The following is a 19,967-nucleotide window of genomic DNA, read 5'->3' on the forward strand; positions in this document are numbered from 1 at the left end:
CTTTTTTATTCCGGCGTACCCGGATAAATATCAAACCGGTGCCCTTTGGTGGTCACCGCGTTAGCGGTCGCAACATCCGCCAGCGGCGGTGCATAGTCCGGGCGCTTTACCACCACCCTCTTCGTGGCAAGCTGACGAGCCGGCTCCAGCAGGCCATCGGCATCCAAATCCGGCCCCACCAGCGACTGAAACACCCGCATCTCTTTCTTCACCAGCGCGCTTTTCTGCTTATGCGGGAACATAGGGTCGAGATAGACCACCTGCGGGCGCGGGGTGATATCCGTCAATGCCGTCAGGCTGGAGGCGTGGATCAGCTGCAAACGATCCTGCAGCCAGGTGCCGATTTCCGGGTCCGCGTAGCCTCGCGTCAGCCCGTCGTCGAGCAGCGCAGCGACCACCGGATTACGCTCCAGCATCCGCACGCGACAGCCGACAGACGCCAGCACAAACGCATCGCGCCCCAGTCCCGCCGTGGCATCGACCACGTCCGGGAGGTAGCTCCCTTTGATGCCGACCGCTTTGGCCACCGCTTCGCCGCGACCGCCGCCGAACTTGCGCCGGTGCGCCATCGCGCCGCCGACAAAGTCGACAAAAATCCCGCCGAGCTTCGGTTCGTCGCGCTTGCGTAATTCGAGATGTTCCGACGTCATAACCAGCGCCATCAGGTTTTCTTCATCGTGCTCCAGCCCCCAGCGGGCCGCCAGAACAGATAAGGCGCCGTCTCCGGCGCCTGTTTCATCTACTAAGCAGATCTTCACGTAACAATCAGCCTTTGATCCCGTAATGCTCAAGCATCGCATCCAGCTGCGGCTCGCGTCCGCGGAAGCGTTTGAACAGCACCATTGGCTCTTCAGACCCGCCTCGGGTCAGAATGTTATCGAGGAACGACTGGCCGGTTTCGCGGTTGAAGATCCCCTCTTCTTCGAAGCGGGAGAAGGCATCTGCCGCCAGCACGTCGGCCCACAGGTAGCTGTAGTAACCCGCCGCGTAGCCGCCGGCGAAGATATGGCTGAACGCGTGCGGGAAGCGGCCCCAGGTTGGCCCTGGAATAACGGCAACCTGCTTTTTAATCTCGGCCAGGGTCTCAAGGATTTTCGCACCCTGCTCCGGGCTAAACTCGGCGTGCAGGCGGAAATCGAACAGGCCGAACTCCAGCTGGCGCAGGATGAACATCGCCGCCTGGTAGTTTTTCGCCGCCAGCATTTTATCCAGCAGCGCTTTCGGCAGCGGTTCGCCGGTTTCATAGTGACCGGAGATAAACGCCAGCGCGTCCGGCTCCCAGCACCAGTTTTCCATAAACTGGCTTGGCAGCTCGACGGCATCCCACGGCACGCCGCTGATACCGGCCACGCCTGCGGTTTCGATGCGGGTCAGCATGTGGTGCAGACCGTGACCGAACTCGTGGAACAGGGTGATCACTTCATCGTGGGTGAAGAGCGCCGGTTTGCCGTTCACCGGACGGTTAAAGTTACAGGTCAGGTAGGCGACCGGCTTCTGCAGGGAACCGTCGGCTTTACGCATCTGGCCCACGCAGTCGTCCATCCACGCCCCGCCGCGCTTGTTCTCACGCGCGTAGAGATCGAGGTAGAAGCTGCCGCGCAGTTCGTTTTTCTCGTCATACAGCTCGAAGAAGCGCACGTCCGGGTGCCAGACGTCGATATCGGTACGCTCTTTGGCGGTGATGCCATAGATGCGTTTTACCACCTCGAACAGGCCGTTAACGGCTTTGTTTTCCGGGAAGTACGGGCGCAGCTGCTCGTCGCTGATGCTGTAGAGGTGCTGCTTCTGTTTTTCGCTGTAGTACGCGATATCCCACGGCTGCAGCTCGTCCACGCCGAACTCCGCTTTCGCGAAGGTGCGCAGCTGGGCCAGCTCTTTCTCACCCTGAGGACGGGCGCGTTTCGCCAGATCGGTCAGGAAGTCGAGTACCTGCTGCGGGTTTTCCGCCATTTTGGTGGCGAGGGATTTATCGGCGTAGTTTTCGAAGCCCAGCAGCTGCGCCAGCTCGTGACGCAGGGCGAGGATCTCCGCCATTACCGGGCTGTTGTCCCACTTACCGGCATTCGGCCCCTGATCGGAGGCGCGGGTGCTGTACGCGCGGTACATCTCTTCGCGCAGGGCCTGGTTGTCGCAGTAGGTCATCACCGGCAGATAGCTCGGGATATCCAGCGTTAACAGGAAACCTTCCTGCTCTTTCGCCTCGGCCTGGGCTTTTGCCGCTGCCAGCGCGCTTTCCGGCATACCCGCCAGCTCCGCTTCGTCGGTAATCAGCTTCGTCCAGCCCATGGTGGCGTCGAGCACGTTGTTGCTGTACTGGTTGCCCAGTTCGGACAGGCGCGCGGCAATTTCACCGTAGCGGGTCTGCTTCTCTTTTGGCAAACCGATACCGGACAGCTCAAAATCACGCAGGGCGTTATCGACCGATTTTTTCTGCGCCGTGTTCAGTTCGGCATAATGGTCGCCGTCGCGCAGGTCGCGGTAGGCTTTGTAGAGACCTTCGTGCTGGCCGACCCAGGTGCTGTACTCAGAGAGCAGCGGCAGCGTCTGTTCGTAGGCTTCGCGCAGTTCCGGGCTGTTTTTTACCGAGTTCAGGTGGCTCACCGGGGAGAAGATACGCCCCAGCACGTCGTCCACTTCGGCCAGCGGCTGACACAGATTTTCCCAGGTGTACGGCGCGCCCTGCGCTACCACGCTTTCTACCGCCGCGCGGCAGTTGTCCAGCGATTGCGTAACGGCTGGAACCACATGCTCAGGGAGGATTTTAGAAAACGGCGGCAACGAAAAAGGCGTCAGTAATGGATTGGTCATAAACGCTGTCCTGTTGAAATAGGTGAATGAAGCGCGCATCCGGCGCTGTGCATATGGGATCTAGAATGGGGTTAAGTGTAGAGGATTTCAATGCCGGACGTGGCGGAAAAGCGCCCGGTGGCGCTGCGCTTGCCGGGCCTACGGGTAATCTGCGCCGTTCTGCTGTAAACTGTGGCAAATCGTCAATTCAGCGGAATATCATTACCCATGCTCAGTTATCGCCACAGCTTCCACGCAGGCAACCACGCCGACGTCCTTAAACACACCGTTCAGAGCCTGATCATCGAATCGCTCAAAGAGAAAGAGAAGCCGTTTCTCTATCTGGACACGCACGCGGGCGCGGGCCGTTATCAGCTGAGCGGCGAGCATGCCGAGCGTACCGGTGAATATCTGGAAGGGATTGCCCGCATCTGGCAGCAGGACGATCTGCCTGCCGAGCTGGAGCCATACATCGGCGTGGTGAATCACTTCAACCGCAACGGCCAGCTGCGCTACTACCCGGGCTCGCCGCTGATTGCACGCCAGCTGCTGCGCGAGCAGGACAGCCTCCAGCTGACCGAGCTGCATCCGAGCGACTTCCCGCTGCTGCGTTCTGAATTCCAGAAAGACAGCCGCGCCCGCGTGGAAAAATCCGACGGCTACCAGCAGCTGAAAGCCAAGCTGCCGCCGGTTTCCCGTCGCGGCCTGGTGCTGATCGACCCGCCGTACGAAATCAAAACCGACTATCAGGCAGTGGTGACCGGTATCCACGAAGGCTACAAACGCTTCGCCACCGGGACATACGCCCTGTGGTACCCGGTGGTGCTGCGCGCGCAAATCAAACGCATGATCAAAGACCTGGAAGCGACCGGCATCCGCAAAATCCTGCAGATTGAGCTGGCGGTACGTCCGGACAGCGATCAGCGCGGCATGACCGCCTCCGGTATGATTGTGATCAACCCGCCGTGGAAGCTCGAAGCGCAGATCAACAACGTGCTGCCGTGGCTGCATAAAACGCTGGTGCCAGCGGGTACAGGCCACGCCACCGTCAGTTGGATCGTGCCGGAGTAATCGCAGCCATCGGTGGAAACTATTGATTTCAGGTATACAATCGCGGCAATTCACGATTAAGGACAAAAGCTATGACTAAGCATTATGACTACATCGCAATCGGCGGCGGCAGCGGCGGCATCGCCTCCATCAACCGTGCGGCCATGTACGGCCAGAAGTGCGCGCTGATTGAAGCCAAAGCGCTGGGCGGCACCTGCGTGAACGTGGGTTGTGTACCGAAGAAAGTGATGTGGCATGCGGCGCAGATCCGTGAAGCTATCCATATGTATGGCCCGGACTACGGCTTTGACACCACCATCAACCACTTCGACTGGGACAAGCTGATCGCCAGCCGTACCGCCTACATCGACCGTATTCACACCTCGTACGACAACGTGCTGGGTAAAAACAACGTTGACGTCATCCACGGCTTCGCCCGCTTTGTGGACGCGAAAACGATCGAAGTGAACGGCGAGACGATCACCGCCGATCGCATCCTGATCGCCACCGGTGGTCGTCCGAGCCACCCGAACATCCCGGGCGTGGAATACGGCATCGACTCCGACGGTTTCTTCGAGCTGCCTGCCCTGCCAAAACGCGTTGCCGTTGTTGGCGCGGGTTACATTGCGGTGGAACTGGCCGGCGTGATTAACGGCCTGGGCGCAGAAGCGCACCTGTTCGTACGTAAACACGCGCCGCTGCGCAGCTTTGACCCGCTGATTGTCGATACGCTGGTTGAAGTGATGAACACCGAAGGCCCGACCCTGCACACCAACGCCGTGCCAAAAGCGGTGGTGAAAAACGCGGACGGTAGCCTGACGCTTGAGCTGGAAGATGGCCGCAGCCAGACCGTCGATTGCCTGATCTGGGCGATTGGCCGTGAACCTGCGAACGATAATTTCAACCTGGGCGTGACCGGCGTAAAAACCGACGAAAAAGGCTATATCGTCGTCGATAAATTCCAGAACACCAGCGTACCGGGCATTTATGCGGTCGGCGATAATACCGGAGCGGTTGAGCTGACGCCGGTGGCCGTTGCGGCGGGTCGTCGTCTCTCCGAGCGCCTGTTCAATAACAAGCCGGACGAGCATCTGGACTACAGCAACATTCCGACCGTGGTCTTCAGCCATCCGCCAATCGGCACCGTCGGCTTAACCGAGCCGCAGGCGCGCGAAGAGTATGGCGACGATCAGGTGAAAGTGTATAAATCGGCGTTTACCGCGATGTACACCGCCGTCACCTCACACCGTCAGCCGTGCCGCATGAAGCTGGTCTGCGTAGGTCCGGAAGAGAAGATTGTCGGTATCCACGGCATCGGTTTCGGCATGGACGAGATCCTGCAGGGCTTCGCCGTAGCGCTGAAGATGGGCGCAACCAAGAAAGACTTCGACAACACGGTGGCCATCCACCCGACGGCCGCGGAAGAGTTTGTGACCATGCGTTAATCCTGATGCCCCTTCCCGGAGGGGCATTTTTTTAACATTCATAAATCGTTGCAAAACGAATGCTCCGAAAATAGTGATCTACCGCACATATCCCTCCCCATCTACCGAAGCGAATGTCTACGCTTATAAGACGCCCGGATAAACCTGTCTTTTGAACACACAACCGGAGGTCCCTATCACCATGTTCAACCAGAAACTACAGGCTGCCGAGAACATCGAGTTCGAGATTGCAGAAGAGCTGCGCTACGAGACCGATCCCTGCGAGTTGAAACTGGATGAAATGATTGAGGCGGAGCCGGAACCCGAAATGATCGAGGGGCTACCTGCCTCCGATGCGTTGACGCCCGCAGACCGCTATCTTGAACTGTTCGAGCATGTGCAGTCGACGCGGCTGTTTGAGGACAGTAAAACCTTCCCCGACTGCGCGCCGAAGATGGATCCGCTGGATATCCTGATCCGCTACCGCAAGGTCAGACGCCACCGGGATTTCGACCTGCGCCAGTTTGTGGAGAACCACTTCTGGATGCCGGAAACGTACGGTACAGAATATGTCTCCGACCCGGGACTCTCCCTGAAAGAGCACATTGATAACCTGTGGCCGGTGCTGACGCGCGAGCCGCAGGATCATATTCCCTGGTCTTCACTGCTGGCCTTGCCCCAGGCCTATATCGTCCCCGGCGGGCGATTCAGCGAGACCTACTACTGGGATTCCTATTTCTCCATGCTGGGGCTGGCGGAGAGCGGTCGTAACGATCTGCTCAAGTGTATGGCGGACAACTTCGCCTGGCTGATTGAACGCTACGGGCATATCCCCAACGGCAACCGCACCTATTATCTCAGCCGCTCGCAGCCGCCGGTCTTTGCCCTGATGGTGGAGCTGTTCGAGGAGGACGGCGTGCGCGGTGCGAAACGCTATCTGGAACACCTCAAAATGGAGTACGCCTTCTGGATGGACGGCGCGGAGTCGCTGCTGCTTAACCAGGCTTACCGCAGCGCCGTGCGTATGCCGGACGGTTCACTGCTCAACCGCTACTGGGACGACCGTGATACCCCGCGCGACGAATCATGGATTGAGGACGTGGAAACCGCCCGCCACTCGGGTCGTCCGCCCAATGAGGTATATCGCGACCTGCGCGCGGGGGCGGCGTCCGGCTGGGATTATTCGTCCCGCTGGCTGCGCGATCCGTCGCGGCTCGCCAGCATCCGCACGACGCAGTTTATCCCCATCGATCTGAACGCCTTCCTGTTCAAGCTGGAAAGCGCTATCGCCAATATCTCCGCGTCGAAAGGGGATAAAGAGACGGCAGAGGCGTTCCGCCAGAAAGCCAACGATCGCCGCGCGGCGGTGAACCGCTATCTGTGGGACGAGGAGAGCGGCTGCTACCGCGATTACGACTGGCGACGCGAAGAGCTGGCGCTGTTTTCTGCCGCCAGCATTGTGCCGCTGTATGTTGGAATGGCGACGCACGAGCAGGCAGAACGTTTGTCGGATGCGGTCAAATCGCGGCTGCTGACCCCGGGCGGAATTCTGGCGACCGAATACGAAACCGGCGAGCAGTGGGATAAACCCAACGGCTGGGCGCCGCTGCAGTGGATGGCAATTCAGGGGTTCAAGCAGTACGGCAACGACTCGCTGGGCGATGAGATCGCCTGGAGCTGGCTGCATACGGTGAACCATTTTTATAAGACGCATCACAAGCTGATTGAGAAGTACCACATCGCCAGCAGCACGCCGCGCGAAGGTGGCGGGGGTGAGTATCCGCTGCAGGACGGTTTCGGCTGGACGAACGGCGTGGTGCGGCGGCTGATTGGATTGTATGGGGAGCCTTAAGCGGGGTGCGGTCTGGTGCCCTCACCCCAGACCTCTCCCACAGGGAGAGGGAGAAGAAATCAGCGAATCACTTCATAAATGGCAGTCTGAATGGACTGCCATTTTTTCGTGGTGGCATCCGGCTGCGACTGCGCGCGGCGTGTGGCCATGTCGAGATCGTGCTGCTGGCGTTTCACCACGGCAGGCACGGTGCAGAACGCTTTGAGATACTCTTTACGAACCGAGGTCAGAGACTCGCCGTTCGACATGGCGTGGCTGAGCGTGTTGATGAAGCGACGGCACGGCTTCTCTTCCACCATGTTCTGTCGGTAGCGTAGCATCAGCTCCAGCACATCGTCATAGCCTGCCGACATCGCCTCTTCGGTCCAGGACAGCTTCCAGTCCATGCCGCCCTGCAAAAACAGCAGGGTCACGCGGGTATCGTTGCGGTTAATGGCCGAGCGGAAATTATTCTCGTCCCAGGTGACCCCCATGCGCGTGAGCGTTTCGCGCGAAGAAGGCGTCTCGCGCATTTCCTGCGGAGAAGCCGCTTCAGCCGCGCTGGCGGTTGCAGGCTGCGGTTTGCTGCTGGTCACCAGCCAGAAGCCCCCCGCCACGATAGCAATCACCATGACGCCAACCGCCCCCCATAGCGCACCGGAAATGAGCTGCTCGCGTTGTTCGGGGGTACGCGGCGCGCGCTGGGTCGGCTTTTCAATGGTGTCACGGACTTCAAACAGATCCCCACCGGTGACCCGATCCATTTTCTGCGCCTTTTCCCAGAAGGTATGCAATTCGCTGGCATCTACCGCCATGAATCCGGCCGGATTGACGCGCGTTCTCCCCTCTTCAAACGCGCGCTGAACGGGCCGCGCGATCTGCGCGTAGTAGTTATCCAGCAGCTGGATTTGCGCCGAGCTTAGCGTTTTCTGAACGGTAATGCTGTTGCGGATTTGCCGAATGTCATCGAGGAAGGTTTGCAGCGTTTTGCGCGGTTCAACCAGCAGCGTCAGCATGGACGGGTCGCTGAACAGCGAAGCGTAATAGCGGCTGAACTCTTTTTTATCCACCAGCATCTGCGCCAGTTCGCTGAACATCATGCCGCTGAGGACATCGTTGATCTCGCCAAGCTTCAGCCAGCGCCGCACGCGGTCAGCGTTAAACAGGGTCTTAAGATGGTTGTTCAGCCGCACCTGATCGGGCCAGGCCTGCTGGATGAGCCCTTTAATCATCAGCTCAATCGCGCGTACCTGCTTGTGCGCCTGCTGCTGCTGGAGTTCGCTTCCCGGTGCCAGGTCAGTGCTGTAGGTCAACAGCGGCTGCTGCAGCCGAAGATGTTCCAGCGCGGTCACAAACCGCATCGCCGCAATAAGCTGGTTTTCACTCACATCCTGTCCGCTTTCATACTGCGGAACGCGCTGCTGCAGCAGGCGCAGCTGGAGCGTAAATTCCGACATCTCGGCATCATTCAGATTGAGTTTTTTCGCAACGGCTCCCCAACCGCCCAGAGCTAATCGCGCGCTGTCGAGTTGTTCCAGGAACCAGCGTGGATCTTTGCCCTCAGAAGCATGTACATTCAGAAGGAGTAAAATTTCCACCGACGCATGGCGAATGACCGCCAGACAGTGTTCAAACTGTTCGCGAATATGATGTGATGTACTGAGAGTCATTGTTTTCCTTAAGCGACAACGAAGACATCCGGAATGGGCACGAAACGCCCTTTATTCTTTTTATTTATACGCGGTTAACCATACCTGACTTTCTGTTGAAATAAAGTGACAACCCTAAAATGATTTAAAATGTTTCAGGAGAATCTGAATGCCGGTTTTAATTACCTCTCGCCTGATCTGTTCGCCCCTGCAGGAACAAGACTGGCCCTTTTTTCTGGCGCTACAGCAGCACCCGGACGTGATGCGCTTTGTGGCGGAAGACCGTCCCGTCGCGGCGATCCGCGAGGCGTTTGATTCGCGCCTGACCCCATGGGCACCGGGCAGCGCGCACTGGCTTTGTCTCGTCGTACGTGACACCGCCTCACAGGCCCCGCTGGGCGTTACCGGATATATTCATCGGGAGGAGGACTGCGCAGAAGTGGGCTTCCTTTTCGCACCCGAGGCGCAGGGGAAAGGTTACGGCTTTGAATCCCTGAAAGCACTTTGCGATTACGCTTTTCATCAGGGCGGTATACGGCGACTCACCGCCACCGTCACCGCGGGAAATGTCGCGTCAAGACGCCTGCTGGAAAAAGCCCGCTTTCGTCTGGAAGGTGAATTACGCGAGAGCTATTACCTTGCGGGGCGCTGGCAAAATGACTGGCTATTTGGTTTATTACAGCAGGAATACCTGAATAATAATTCCTGACCAACCGCTTTTTAGCAGATATTTCCCGGACGTCGTTTCCTCTTTAATGTCACTATTAAGAGGAAACGAATATCAAACGTCATTCGCTGAAAATATTTTCAGCGGCCATTGCGTTAATAAAAAAACATCCAGATCTTTCTCTGGAGAAATATCGTGATGAAAAGGGGTTATCGGCTATGGCTGCCTGCGTTCTTCATCACTGTCAGTATGCAGACACATCCATACTAAGGGTTTCATTAAGGGGCTCCTTCCCCTTAAGCCCGCGCATCACAGGAACATACCGCCTGACACTTCAATACGTTGCGCATTCATCCAGCCCAGCTTATCGCTGAGCAGTGCCGCAACGGCATCGCCAATATCGTCCGGCAGCCCCACCCGTCCCAGCGCCGTCTGCGAGGCCAGAAGCTGATTCAGCTCCGCGTTGTCGCGCACGCGTCCGCCGCCAAAGTCAGTTTCTATCGCGCCCGGCGCAATGATATTGACGGAAATTCCGCGCGCGCCCAGCTCTTTCGCCTGATAACGCGTCAGCACTTCCATTGCCCCCTTCATGGCCGCGTAGGTCCCTGAGCCCGGCTGGGTAAAACGGGCCAGCCCGCTGGAGACGTTGAGGATACGTCCCCCGTCGTTAAGCAGCGGCAGCAGGCGCTGGGTCAGGAAGAAAGGTCCTTTGAAATGAATGTTCAGCGCTTCATCAAACTGAGCCTCCGTCGTGTCGGCATAGGGCGCGTATAAACCCGTTCCGGCATTGTTCAATAAATAGTCAAAGGTTTCGCGCTGCCAGACGGTCTTAAGGGTTTCCTGAAGCTGTCGGGCAAAATGATCAAAACTCGTAATATCACCGACGTTGAGCTGTAATGCCGCTGCGTTGACGCCTTTTTGCTGAATTTCATGCACAACATCCAGCGCTTCCTGCTGGCTACGGTTGTATGTCAGGACAATTCCCGTGCCGTCTGCCGCCAGCTTTAACGCAGCGTTTTTACCCAGACCACGGCTACCACCCGTCACTAATGCGATACGTTCACTCATCATAAACCTCGTTTTGGCTGTTAAGGAGATTGAGAAAGAGCTTATTAGGTGATAGAAAATCAATAAAGATGGGTTAAAACGCTTCACTGTTTCAACAGAAACAACAATGAGCTTCCTCTATGGATAAAATTCACGCAATGCAGTTGTTTGTCCGCGTCGCGGAACTGGAGAGTTTTTCCCGCGCGGCCGAAACATTAACCCTGCCGAAAGGCAGCGTCTCACGGCAAATTCAGGCCCTGGAAAACCGGCTTGGCACCCAGCTATTGCACCGCACAACGCGCCGCGTCAGCCTGACGCAGGACGGCATGGTCTATTACGAACGGGCGAAAGATCTGCTGGCAAACCTTGATGAACTCGACGGTATGTTCCAGCACGATCCCTCCAGCATCAGCGGTCGGCTCCGCGTGGATATGCCCGTCGGCGTTGCTCGAAATTTAGTCATCCCTAAACTGCCTGCTTTTCTGCAGCACTATCCGGGCATTGAACTCGAGCTCAGCAGCAGCGATCGTCTGGTGGATGTGATCCGCGAAGGGTTTGATTGCGTGGTGCGCGTCGGCACATTGAAGGATTCAGGGCTGATTGCCCGTCCGCTGGGCAAGCTGTCGGTGATTAACTGCGCCAGCCCGGATTATCTGACGCGATTTGGCTATCCGGAAACCCTGGACGATTTAGGCTCGCACGCAGTGATCCACTACGCCGCGATGCTGGGAACCCGCCCGCAGGGCTTTGAGTTTTATAACGGCAGTGCGACGCAGTGGATAAAAACGGGCGGGGTGTTAACCGTCAACAGCACGGAAACTTACCAGGCTGCCTGTCTCGCCGGGCTGGGCATTATTCAGGTTCCGCGGGTTGGGGTGCGCGATTTACTGCGCGCGAAGAAACTGATTGAGATCCTCCCGCAATACCGGGCCGAAGCGATGCCTGTCTCCCTGATTTACCCTCACCGCCGCAACCTCTCCCGCCGGGTCCATCTGTTCATGGAGTGGCTGACCGAACTCACAAAAGCTTACGTGGACTAGCCGCAAGCTATAATTCAAAAACACATCCAGCTCAACGAAAAGGAAAATGCGCGTGACGCCGGAAAACAACCCGCAACGACCCACCCAACATTTAGAGTATGAGCCCGTCAAAAAGATGGAAACCGGGCCCGAAGAGGCCAAAACGCCAGGCACCGCCAGCAAAGCGCTGGGGACCGTCACCGGCATCGCCGCGAGAATTCAGCAGTTTCCCATGGTTGCGCATCTGATACGCGCGACCGAGCGCTTTAATGACCGCATGGGGAACCAGTTTGGTGCCGCCATCACTTATTTTTCCTTCCTGTCGATGATCCCGATCCTGATGGTGTCGTTTGCAGCGGCCGGTTTTGTGCTCGCGTCGCACCCGACGCTGCTGCAGGATATCTTCAGTAAGATCCTGAATAACGTCAGTGACCCGACTCTTGCCAGCACGCTCAAGAGCACCATTAATACCGCCGTTCAGCAGCGAACCACCGTGGGTATTGTCGGTTTGCTGATTGCCCTTTACTCCGGCGTTAACTGGATGGGCAACCTGCGCGAGGCCATCCGCGCCCAGTCGCGCGACGTCTGGGAGCGTAAGCCGCAGGACCAGGAGAAAATCTGGGTAAAGTATCTCCGCGATTTTGTTTCGCTGATTGGCCTGCTCGTCGCGCTCATCGTGACGCTTTCCATTACCTCCGTGGCGGGCTCGGCGCAGCAGATGATCATCTCCGCGCTTTACCTTGATTACATCGAATGGCTGAAGCCCGCCTGGCGAGGCATTGGGCTGGCCATATCCATCTTCGCCAACTACCTGCTGTTCTTCTGGATCTTCTGGCGCTTGCCCCGCCATCGTCCGCGCAAGAAGGCGCTGATCCGCGGCACGTTGATTGCGGCGATCGGCTTTGAGGTGATCAAAATCGTGATGACCTACACGCTGCCGTCGCTGGTGAAATCCCCTTCTGGCGCGGCGTTTGGCTCGGTGCTGGGACTGATGGCCTTCTTCTACTTTTTCGCGCGCCTGACCCTGTTCTGCGCGGCATGGATTGCCACCGCCGAGTACAAAGGCGACACGCGAATGCCCGGTAAAACGCACCGCTAGCCCCGCTCTCGGGCTGAAATTTCAGCCCGATTCATCATTTCAGCATATAAATCCAGTCCGTAACTTTTATTTAACCAAATACCAGTTTAATTGACTGATATTTAAAATCTGTGAAGCATTTCATAGACGTGTTTTCGCTGGCCTGAAAATTATCCGCTTTTTGTTGCTTTTATCACCAGCGCGCGGCTTTGTTACAGATTGAAATGTCGCTTTTGCTGTGCGTAATATGGCCTTTCGTTCGACAAAAATAAGAAAATATTATGCAAGCAACAGCCACCACACTCGACTCAGGAACGGAAAACGTTCCGGTAAACTCGCGCAATAAAGTTGTCGTCGCCTCGCTGATTGGCACCGCCATTGAGTTCTTCGACTTTTATATTTATGCCACCGCCGCGGTCATCGTCTTCCCGCATATTTTCTTCCCGCAGGGCGATCCTACGGCGGCCACGCTGCAGTCTCTGGCGACCTTTGCCATCGCGTTTGTTGCGCGTCCGATTGGCTCTGCGCTGTTTGGACACTTTGGCGATCGCATTGGCCGCAAAGTCACCCTGGTGGCCTCGCTGCTGACGATGGGCATCTCTACCGTGGCCATCGGTCTGCTGCCGACCTATGAAACCATCGGCATTCTGGCGCCGGTCCTGCTGGCGCTGGCGCGTTTCGGTCAGGGTCTGGGGCTGGGCGGTGAATGGGGCGGCGCGGCGCTGCTGGCCACCGAGAACGCTCCGGCGCGCAAGCGAGCGCTGTACGGTTCATTCCCGCAGCTGGGCGCACCGATTGGCTTCTTCTTTGCCAACGGGACGTTCCTGCTGCTCTCCTGGCTGCTGACGGATGAACAGTTCATGAGCTGGGGCTGGCGTCTCCCGTTTATCTTCTCAGCCGTGCTGGTACTGATTGGCCTGTATGTGCGCGTTTCGCTGCATGAGACTCCTGTTTTTGCGAAAGTGGCCGCGGCGAACAAGCAGGTGAAAGTGCCGCTGGGTACGCTGCTGACCAAACACGTCCGCGTGACCGTGCTGGGCACGTTCATCATGCTGGCAACCTATACGCTGTTCTACATCATGACCGTCTACTCCATGACGTTCAGTACCGCCGCCGCGCCGGTTGGCCTGGGGCTGCCGCGTAACGAAGTGCTGTGGATGCTGATGATGGCGGTGATCGGGTTCGGGGTCATGGTACCGATTGCGGGCCTGCTTGCAGATAAATTCGGTCGTCGTGCAAGCATGATTACGATCACCACGCTCATCATTCTGTTTGCTCTGTTCGTCTTCCCGCCGCTGCTGGGTTCAGGTAGTCCGGCGCTGGTGATGGCCTATCTGCTGATTGGCCTGAGCCTGATGGGGCTGACCTTCGGCCCGATGGGCGCGCTGCTGCCTGAGCTGTTCCCGACGGAAGTGCGTTATACCGGCGCGTCGTTCTCCTACAACGTTGCCTCTATTCTGGGCGCGTCCGTTGCGCCGTATATCGCCACCTGGCTGCAGGCGAACTATGGTCTGTTCTATGTGGGGGTCTATCTGGCGGCCATGGCGGCGCTGACGCTGATTGCGCTGCTGCTGACGCACGAGACTAAGCATCAGGCTCTGTAATTCACTGCGGCCCGATGCCCTCACCCCGCCCCTCTCCCACAGGGAGAGGGAGAAAGTCCCGTAGGCCGGGTAAGCGCAGCGCCACCCGGCAAAAACGGGCCGCACCTTACTTCTTCATCTGCGACAAAATAGTACGGCACTGATTAGCCTCGCCCTCAGACGGCGAAATCAACGCCAGCAGCGCTGCGGCTGGGGTGACCAGCGTCGCCAGGGCCGCAGCCACCGCACCGCGCGCAATCAGCGGTCCGGGCTTCACGCCCGCCTGCGGGTTTTTGAAGGTTCCGCGCACGTAAAGCGGCGAGCGCAGGGTGATGATGCGGATCCCCTTACTTTCCGGGTCAATCGTCAAATCAAGCTGCTCCGAGGCCATGCTGGCGGTCCCGGTCACGTTAATCACCGCGTTTTCCGTGTCGAAGGCAAATATTTGCGGACGCGCCACGCCGTTAACCAGATCCAGATTGGCCGCCGCGCAGTTTACCCGCACCTCGTCATCACCGAAGATTTGCCCGATGACGTAGTTACCGACGTTCAGCCCCAGGATCTCCATCAGGTTTCGGCTCACCAGCCCGTCGTTCATCAGCAGCTTCAGGTTACCATTGCCGCTGCCCAGCAGCGCCGCCACCGAGTTTCCCACGCCGCGAATGTCAGCATCACCGTTCATTTCCCCGAGGGTTTTCTGCATCAGCTCTACGTTCGGCATCAGCTCTTTCAGCTTCAATCGACGCGCCTGGATCTCCGCTCTTCCCTGCATCGGCTTTTTATCACCTTCCAGATGAATGTTCGAAGAAATTGTCCCGCCCGCCATGCCGAACTTCAGCGGCTGCAGGCGCAGGTCAGCGTTTTTGAGGAGGATATGGGTCGAAAGATTGCTGATCGGCAGCGTACTGCCATGTTCAATTTTTCCGCCTTTGAAGCGCACATCCGCATCCATCACGTTCCATTTGTCGGTTTCGAAGCGATCGTATGGCAGCACTTTGCCGGCAGGCTGAACATCCTTTTTGACCTCTTTCGACTTGGTCCCTTTACCCGAGTCCACGCCAATTAGCGGGCCCAGGTCGGCCAGACGCAGCTGACGGGACTCAACATCCCCTTCCAGTTTCGGGCGCGGTTTTCCGGTGGTGTAGGTCAGCGTGCCGTGAATATCACTGTCGCCGATGCGGCCGTTGAAATCCCGGTAGTCAAAAACGGACGCTTTTTCGGTATCGATTTTGGCAACCAGATGCCCGTCCGTTTCGAACGGCGGGGTATCCGGCAGCAGCACGCCGGTCAGTTCATACAGCTCGCCCAGCGAATCGCCGGCAAATTTGAGCTGAAGGTCGACGCCGCCCATATTCATCGGATCGTTGACCGTGCCCACGAACGCCACGCGGGTGTTACCGGAACGGAAGTCCGCCTGAACCGGGAACGGCGTGCTTTCGCTCCGCAGCGCCAGCATGCCGCCTATTTTTCCTTTACCGCTGAGAGGCTGATCGTTGTAGCGTCCTTTTGCCGTCAGGCCGAAGACATAGTCACCCACGCTTGCCGCGTCGCCTTTTGCTTTTGTGCCCGTGACCTCGCTAAACGGTAGCGGTTTGCCCAGCGGATCGACGAGGATCTCCACATCCGCCTTGCTGACCTTATCGTCGATGGCGATCCGTCCGCGATCGAAAAGAATATTGTCGAGACGGAATGACCAGGAGGAAGGCTGGGCATTCGGATCTTTTTCGCTGTCGCTGGCAAGGTTAAACGTCCAGTTGTTGTTTTTTTCTGAAAGTCGGATCAGACGCGCATCGGGCTGCTGAAGTTTGATCCACGGCAGATAGACCGTTTTGGTGAAGAGCGCCAGCGGAGCCAGCGTGGCTTCAACGCGCGGCAGGTGGATCATGGTGACGTCCGGGATATCCGGCGGGTTGCCGAGAATGATGTCGTCGGCATGGACGTGTGGCCAGGGGATCCAGCTGCGCCAGCCGGGCTCCTCTTTCTGACGCTCCCATACCACCCCTAAATCACCGCGTATGGCGAAGGGGCGGTTCAGTTCGGTTGAGACTTTCTGGTTGATGGTCGGCTTGAGACGGTTCCAGTCAAACGTCGCAATAATGATGGCGACGACCACGATCAACAACAAGAAAATCCCTGCTGTCCAGGAGATTACCCTGGTTGTTCTCGTCATTTTTATCCCCTTTCCTGATGACCTGTCCTGTAAAACTATAGTCCAGACAAAGGGAAGCGGGCTTATCAGAGGGTCGTTATAACGCTATCGAGGCGATCCATGGGTACCGGGCGGGAGAGATAATAGCCTTGCGCCGCCGCTGCGGGGGAGTTTTGCACATCACGCCACTCTTCCAGTGTTTCCACACCTTCAACAATCACGCCCTGGCAATAGCGGTTCATCAGCTGTAATAACAGCGTAAACAGATTCCGCCCTTCCGGGGTTTGACGCAGCATAATGAACAGGTCGCGGGCCACTTTGATGTAGTCGTAGCGCACTTCACTCAGGGCGGAGAAGTTCGCCATGCCGGTGCCAAAGTCATCCAGCCACAGCGGGCCGTATTCGCATATCGAAGCAAACGAGGAATCCTGCGGCAGGCGGACATGCTCCACCAGCTCAAAGCGCATCCACGGCAGGGTGGCGATCAGCTCCTGCAATTTTGCGTTCTGACGCAGTGCCAGCAGGGTTGGACCATCGACGTTCACCGAGGCGAGGATATCGTGCTGTTCGAAAAAAGGTTGCTTCGTCGCCAGCATACGAAGCTGCTCTTCCAGCACGTCCAGACGCTGGCGAACGGCAACTTCGGCAAAATAGCGATCCGGCGCGATGCGCTGAGTAGGGTTTGAGGGATGCGTAACGACGGTCAAAATTTCAATTGCCATCAGTCGACCATCTGTTCGGTAGATCGGCTGATAGGTGTACGCACGCTCACATTGCAGCCAGTAGCGATGCTCCTGCAAGTTCTCAATACTTGCCTCAGGCGTAGTGCTCAGCCGCTGGATAACCTGCTCTGACTTCATTTCAGATGTCCTGTTGTTGGGATAGCCTTTCTGGACTCGTCACAGGATTATCGGCGCGACAATTGAGAACTTTATGTTCAATTCACCGGGAAAATGAAATTAAGATGACAGAAATGCGCGGGAACACGCGCTGGCTCAAACAAAATAATGGAACGTTGTTTTAATATAGTTGACCGGTTAATTCACTCAGCGCACACTGCTGATAATTCTTCTGTTCAGGTTCACGACTATGTCCAAAAAAATTGCCGTGATTGGCGAATGCATGATTGAGCTGTCACAAAAAGGCGCGGAAGTCAGCCGCGGATTTGGTGGCGATACGTTAAACACGTCCGTTTATATTGCCCGTCAGGTTGCACCTGAGGCGCTTACCGTGAACTACGTGACCGCCCTGGGCACGGACAGCTTCAGCCAGCAAATGCTGGAGGCCTGGCAGAGTGAACATGTCGAAACGTCGCTGATTCAGCGTATGGAGAACCGCCTCCCGGGGCTTTATTACATCGAAACCGACAGCACCGGCGAACGCACGTTTTATTACTGGCGTAACGAAGCCGCGGCCAAATTCTGGCTGGAGAGCGACGCGGCCGCGGCCATCTGCGAAGAGCTGGCGACCTTTGACTACCTCTATCTGAGCGGGATTAGCCTGGCGATCCTGAGCCCTACCAGCCGTGAAAAGCTGCTCTCGCTGCTGCGCGAATGCCGTGCAAACGGCGGCAAGGTTATTTTCGATAACAACTACCGCCCGCGCCTGTGGGCCAGCCGCGAAGAGACGCAGCAGGTCTATCAGCAGATGCTGCAGTGCACCGACATCGCCTTCTTGACGCTCGACGATGAAGACGCCCTGTGGGGTGAGAAACCGGTAGAGGACGTGATTGCACGCACGCAGGCGGCTGGGGTGAATGAAGTGGTGATTAAGCGCGGGGCGGATTCATGCCTGGTCGCGGTTGCGGGCGAAGCGCTGGTTGACGTTCCGGCGGTGAAGCTTGCCAAAGAGAAAGTGATTGATACCACGGCGGCCGGCGATTCATTCAGCGCGGGCTATCTGGCGGTACGTCTGACGGGTGGAACGCCGGAAGCGGCGGCACAGCGTGGTCACCTGACGGCCAGCACGGTGATTCAGTATCGCGGGGCGATTATTCCGCGTGAGGCGATGCCTGTTTAAAGAGGCTGCGGGCTGATGATGCCCGCAGCCTAACCCTCTCCCACAGGGAGAGGGAATGTTTAAGCATTACTGCCCCTGCGGAATATCCGTCGCGTCCGGATGTAAATCATCGGCCGTGGCGGCCTGCGCTGGCTGCGGCGCGGTAGCCATAATGGAATCCCAGGTCGTCTGAAGTTCCTTCATGTCATATTCCGGCTCGCCCTTCGGCTGCAGGAGGATCAACGCCATCTCCTGCGACAGCTGCTGACGAAGGTCCTGATTGAGCATCTCGACGGTCAGACCGTTCAGGAAGTCCTGACGAAGCTTCTGATACTGTTCCGGCGCAATGTCCACCACCTGATTCTGCAGGGAACGAATACGCTGGCTGATCAGAATGTCGGTATCGGCGCGAGCGTAGGTTGCAAACAGCTTCTGCAGCTCGAGTTTTTTCTGCGCCACGAGAGCGTTGAATTCCTCTTCGGAAAGCCCCTCTTTACGCACTTTTGCCAGTTCTTTTGCGACCACGCCCAGATTGGCATTCAGCTTATCGCCCGGCGATTCAACGTTGATGGCACATTGCGCACGCTGGAACAGCACGCGGCAGTCAAAGCCAAGACCGATATTCTTCACGTTGTTCTTGCTCAGCGTCTGCTGAACGTGCCAGAACAGCGCTTCACGCGCCAGATCGGCACGCCAGTAGCGCAACATCGCCGCGGACTCGCGGATGGGCTGCCAGGCGTTATCCCACATGACGGAGAGGCGATCCTGACGCACGGCGTCCGTCATAATGCTGACAGGCTCTGCACGCAGCGGTGAGAGCGTCGGGACAGGGGCTGGCGTTTCACGCTTGCCTTTCAAATCACCAAATGCTTTGTTGATCTGCTCCACCACCGCGCGGCTGTCCACGTTACCGACCACGATCAGCGTCATCGCGTCCGGGGTGTACCACTTCTGGTAGAACGATTTTACCTGTTCGGCGTCCACCGGCTGTTTCAGCGGTTCGGCCGGGTCATGTCCCAGCAGCGTCGAGCCCTTCAGGCGGTAACGCCACCAGCCCTCTTTGGTATCCCCGGGCCAGGTCGCCACCATGTCGCTGTTGCTCAGCGCATAGTTGACGGTGTCCGGCGTAATCGCCAGATTGCCGGAGGCATCGGAGAGATACGTAAGCGCTTCTTTTAGCAGATCGTTTCGGTTATTAGGCAGGCTCAGGTTAAACATGGTGTAGTCATACGAGACCACAGCCGGAGGGAGCGGGCGTTTCGGATCGATGGCCTGCTGCCAAAGCGAACGCACCTGAACCGCTTGCAGGCTGCCGCTCTGCGTGAGCGCCAGCCGGGGAATAAAATGGCTAAAACCGGTTTGCTGAGTGCTTTCCGCGAGGGAACCGGTATTAATGGACAGACGGATTTCTACACGGTCACTGGGACGTTGCGGAGTGGCTAAAACCTGCCACTGAAAACCGTTTGCTAATGTCCCTTGTTGCCAGGCCGGGTCTGGCTGGAGCGCATCTGCCTGCACATAACTGGCTGCTGCCATCATCAGCAAACCGCCGGTTAAGAGTCGAATTTTTGTGCCCTGCATGTGAACCCCTGATCAACATTCCTGGTTAAAAAGAGTGTTTCGCGACGCGCTTCACTCTTAAAGATGACGATGAAAACACGTCGATTAGACCGCGCGTTCGGCAA

Annotated in this window: 15 protein-coding genes and 1 pseudogene; 9 read left to right on the top strand and 7 right to left on the bottom strand. The window is 57.5% G+C overall.

The window, feature by feature from the left end; translation table 11 throughout:
* Positions 1-5 precede the first annotated feature (5 nt).
* Positions 6-758, bottom strand: coding sequence for a 16S rRNA (guanine(1516)-N(2))-methyltransferase RsmJ (rsmJ, locus tag ACMGGX_RS08590; protein WP_420298277.1), 753 nt, complete (start codon positions 756-758; stop codon positions 6-8).
* Positions 759-765: 7 nt separating this feature from the next.
* Positions 766-2,808 carry an oligopeptidase A gene (prlC, locus tag ACMGGX_RS08595; RefSeq protein WP_420298278.1) on the bottom strand — a complete coding sequence of 681 codons (2,043 nt, stop codon included), beginning with the start codon at positions 2,806-2,808 and terminating at the stop codon, positions 766-768.
* A gap of 207 nt (positions 2,809-3,015) precedes the next feature.
* On the opposite strand from prlC, the gene ACMGGX_RS08600 reads away from it, so the two are divergent.
* The 3 genes from ACMGGX_RS08600 (at position 3,016) to ACMGGX_RS08610 (ending at position 7,113) form a co-directional block, all read left to right on the top strand.
* On the top strand, positions 3,016-3,858 hold the full coding sequence (locus tag ACMGGX_RS08600) for a 23S rRNA (adenine(2030)-N(6))-methyltransferase RlmJ (RefSeq protein ID WP_181594004.1): 843 nt from the start codon (positions 3,016-3,018) through the stop codon (positions 3,856-3,858).
* Positions 3,859-3,929: 71 nt separating this feature from the next.
* A complete protein-coding gene (gene gorA, locus ACMGGX_RS08605; RefSeq protein WP_181594005.1) occupies positions 3,930-5,282 on the top strand; it encodes a glutathione-disulfide reductase in 1,353 nt (450 codons plus the stop codon).
* 181 nt (positions 5,283-5,463) lie between these two features.
* Positions 5,464-7,113, top strand: a complete 1,650-nt coding sequence (locus ACMGGX_RS08610; RefSeq protein ID WP_420298279.1) for an alpha,alpha-trehalase — start codon at positions 5,464-5,466, stop codon at positions 7,111-7,113.
* A 59-nt stretch (positions 7,114-7,172) separates the two neighbouring features.
* Here ACMGGX_RS08610 and ACMGGX_RS08615 read toward each other — a convergent pair whose 3' ends face one another.
* Positions 7,173-8,762: an STY4199 family HEPN domain-containing protein gene (locus ACMGGX_RS08615; RefSeq protein ID WP_023309577.1), complete on the bottom strand. Its 1,590-nt coding sequence runs from the start codon at positions 8,760-8,762 to the stop codon at positions 7,173-7,175.
* A 148-nt stretch (positions 8,763-8,910) separates the two neighbouring features.
* Here ACMGGX_RS08615 and ACMGGX_RS08620 point away from each other — a divergent pair, with 148 nt between their 5' ends.
* The gene (locus tag ACMGGX_RS08620; protein WP_420298280.1) at positions 8,911-9,450 is read left to right on the top strand and encodes a GNAT family N-acetyltransferase; all 540 of its coding nucleotides are present in this window, start codon (positions 8,911-8,913) and stop codon (positions 9,448-9,450) included.
* A 71-nt stretch (positions 9,451-9,521) separates the two neighbouring features.
* Positions 9,522-9,620: pseudogene (locus ACMGGX_RS08625) on the top strand (lysozyme); the annotation flags it as partial.
* Positions 9,621-9,717: 97 nt separating this feature from the next.
* Here ACMGGX_RS08625 and ACMGGX_RS08630 read toward each other — a convergent pair.
* Positions 9,718-10,476 carry an SDR family NAD(P)-dependent oxidoreductase gene (locus ACMGGX_RS08630; protein WP_085841549.1) on the bottom strand — a complete coding sequence of 253 codons (759 nt, stop codon included), beginning with the start codon at positions 10,474-10,476 and terminating at the stop codon, positions 9,718-9,720.
* 119 nt (positions 10,477-10,595) lie between these two features.
* On the opposite strand from ACMGGX_RS08630, the gene ACMGGX_RS08635 reads away from it, so the two are divergent.
* The 3 genes from ACMGGX_RS08635 (at position 10,596) to ACMGGX_RS08645 (ending at position 14,156) form a co-directional block, all read left to right on the top strand.
* Entirely contained in the window at positions 10,596-11,495 is a 900-nt protein-coding gene (locus ACMGGX_RS08635; protein WP_181594008.1) for a LysR family transcriptional regulator, read from the top strand.
* Between the two features lie 52 nt (positions 11,496-11,547).
* Complete coding sequence (gene yhjD / locus ACMGGX_RS08640) at positions 11,548-12,573, top strand: inner membrane protein YhjD (RefSeq protein ID WP_038417846.1); 1,026 nt, start codon at positions 11,548-11,550, stop codon at positions 12,571-12,573.
* A gap of 260 nt (positions 12,574-12,833) precedes the next feature.
* Positions 12,834-14,156, top strand: a complete 1,323-nt coding sequence (locus ACMGGX_RS08645) for an MFS transporter (RefSeq protein WP_023309582.1) — start codon at positions 12,834-12,836, stop codon at positions 14,154-14,156.
* A 106-nt stretch (positions 14,157-14,262) separates the two neighbouring features.
* On the opposite strand, the gene ACMGGX_RS08650 is transcribed toward ACMGGX_RS08645, so the two are convergent.
* The gene (locus ACMGGX_RS08650; RefSeq protein WP_181594009.1) at positions 14,263-16,305 is read right to left on the bottom strand and encodes an AsmA family protein; all 2,043 of its coding nucleotides are present in this window, start codon (positions 16,303-16,305) and stop codon (positions 14,263-14,265) included.
* A 65-nt stretch (positions 16,306-16,370) separates the two neighbouring features.
* A complete protein-coding gene (gene pdeH, locus ACMGGX_RS08655) occupies positions 16,371-17,144 on the bottom strand; it encodes a cyclic-guanylate-specific phosphodiesterase (protein WP_023309584.1) in 774 nt (257 codons plus the stop codon).
* A gap of 229 nt (positions 17,145-17,373) precedes the next feature.
* On the opposite strand from pdeH, the gene ACMGGX_RS08660 reads away from it, so the two are divergent.
* Entirely contained in the window at positions 17,374-18,303 is a 930-nt protein-coding gene (locus tag ACMGGX_RS08660) for a sugar kinase (RefSeq protein WP_181594011.1), read from the top strand.
* 66 nt (positions 18,304-18,369) lie between these two features.
* On the opposite strand, the gene ACMGGX_RS08665 is transcribed toward ACMGGX_RS08660, so the two are convergent.
* Entirely contained in the window at positions 18,370-19,863 is a 1,494-nt protein-coding gene (locus ACMGGX_RS08665; protein WP_047059905.1) for a M16 family metallopeptidase, read from the bottom strand.
* Positions 19,864-19,967: the final 104 nt, after the last annotated feature.

This window comes from Enterobacter sp. BNK-29 (assembly GCF_048684785.1).
In the GTDB taxonomy this organism is placed as follows: domain Bacteria; phylum Pseudomonadota; class Gammaproteobacteria; order Enterobacterales; family Enterobacteriaceae; genus Enterobacter; species Enterobacter cloacae_M.

Excerpts from the sequence above, each read along its gene's own strand:
- prlC (WP_420298278.1), bottom strand. The coding sequence starts at position 2,808 with ATGACCAATCCATTACTGACGCCTTTTTCGTTGCCGCCGTTTTCTAAA.
- ACMGGX_RS08600 (WP_181594004.1), top strand. The coding sequence starts at position 3,016 with ATGCTCAGTTATCGCCACAGCTTCCACGCAGGCAACCACGCCGACGTC.
- gorA (WP_181594005.1), top strand. The coding sequence starts at position 3,930 with ATGACTAAGCATTATGACTACATCGCAATCGGCGGCGGCAGCGGCGGC.
- ACMGGX_RS08610 (WP_420298279.1), top strand. The coding sequence starts at position 5,464 with ATGTTCAACCAGAAACTACAGGCTGCCGAGAACATCGAGTTCGAGATT.
- ACMGGX_RS08615 (WP_023309577.1), bottom strand. The coding sequence starts at position 8,762 with ATGACTCTCAGTACATCACATCATATTCGCGAACAGTTTGAACACTGT.
- ACMGGX_RS08620 (WP_420298280.1), top strand. The coding sequence starts at position 8,911 with ATGCCGGTTTTAATTACCTCTCGCCTGATCTGTTCGCCCCTGCAGGAA.
- ACMGGX_RS08630 (WP_085841549.1), bottom strand. The coding sequence starts at position 10,476 with ATGAGTGAACGTATCGCATTAGTGACGGGTGGTAGCCGTGGTCTGGGT.
- ACMGGX_RS08635 (WP_181594008.1), top strand. The coding sequence starts at position 10,596 with ATGGATAAAATTCACGCAATGCAGTTGTTTGTCCGCGTCGCGGAACTG.
- ACMGGX_RS08645 (WP_023309582.1), top strand. The coding sequence starts at position 12,834 with ATGCAAGCAACAGCCACCACACTCGACTCAGGAACGGAAAACGTTCCG.
- ACMGGX_RS08650 (WP_181594009.1), bottom strand. The coding sequence starts at position 16,305 with ATGACGAGAACAACCAGGGTAATCTCCTGGACAGCAGGGATTTTCTTG.
- pdeH (WP_023309584.1), bottom strand. The coding sequence starts at position 17,144 with ATGAAGTCAGAGCAGGTTATCCAGCGGCTGAGCACTACGCCTGAGGCA.
- ACMGGX_RS08660 (WP_181594011.1), top strand. The coding sequence starts at position 17,374 with ATGTCCAAAAAAATTGCCGTGATTGGCGAATGCATGATTGAGCTGTCA.
- ACMGGX_RS08665 (WP_047059905.1), bottom strand. The coding sequence starts at position 19,863 with ATGCAGGGCACAAAAATTCGACTCTTAACCGGCGGTTTGCTGATGATG.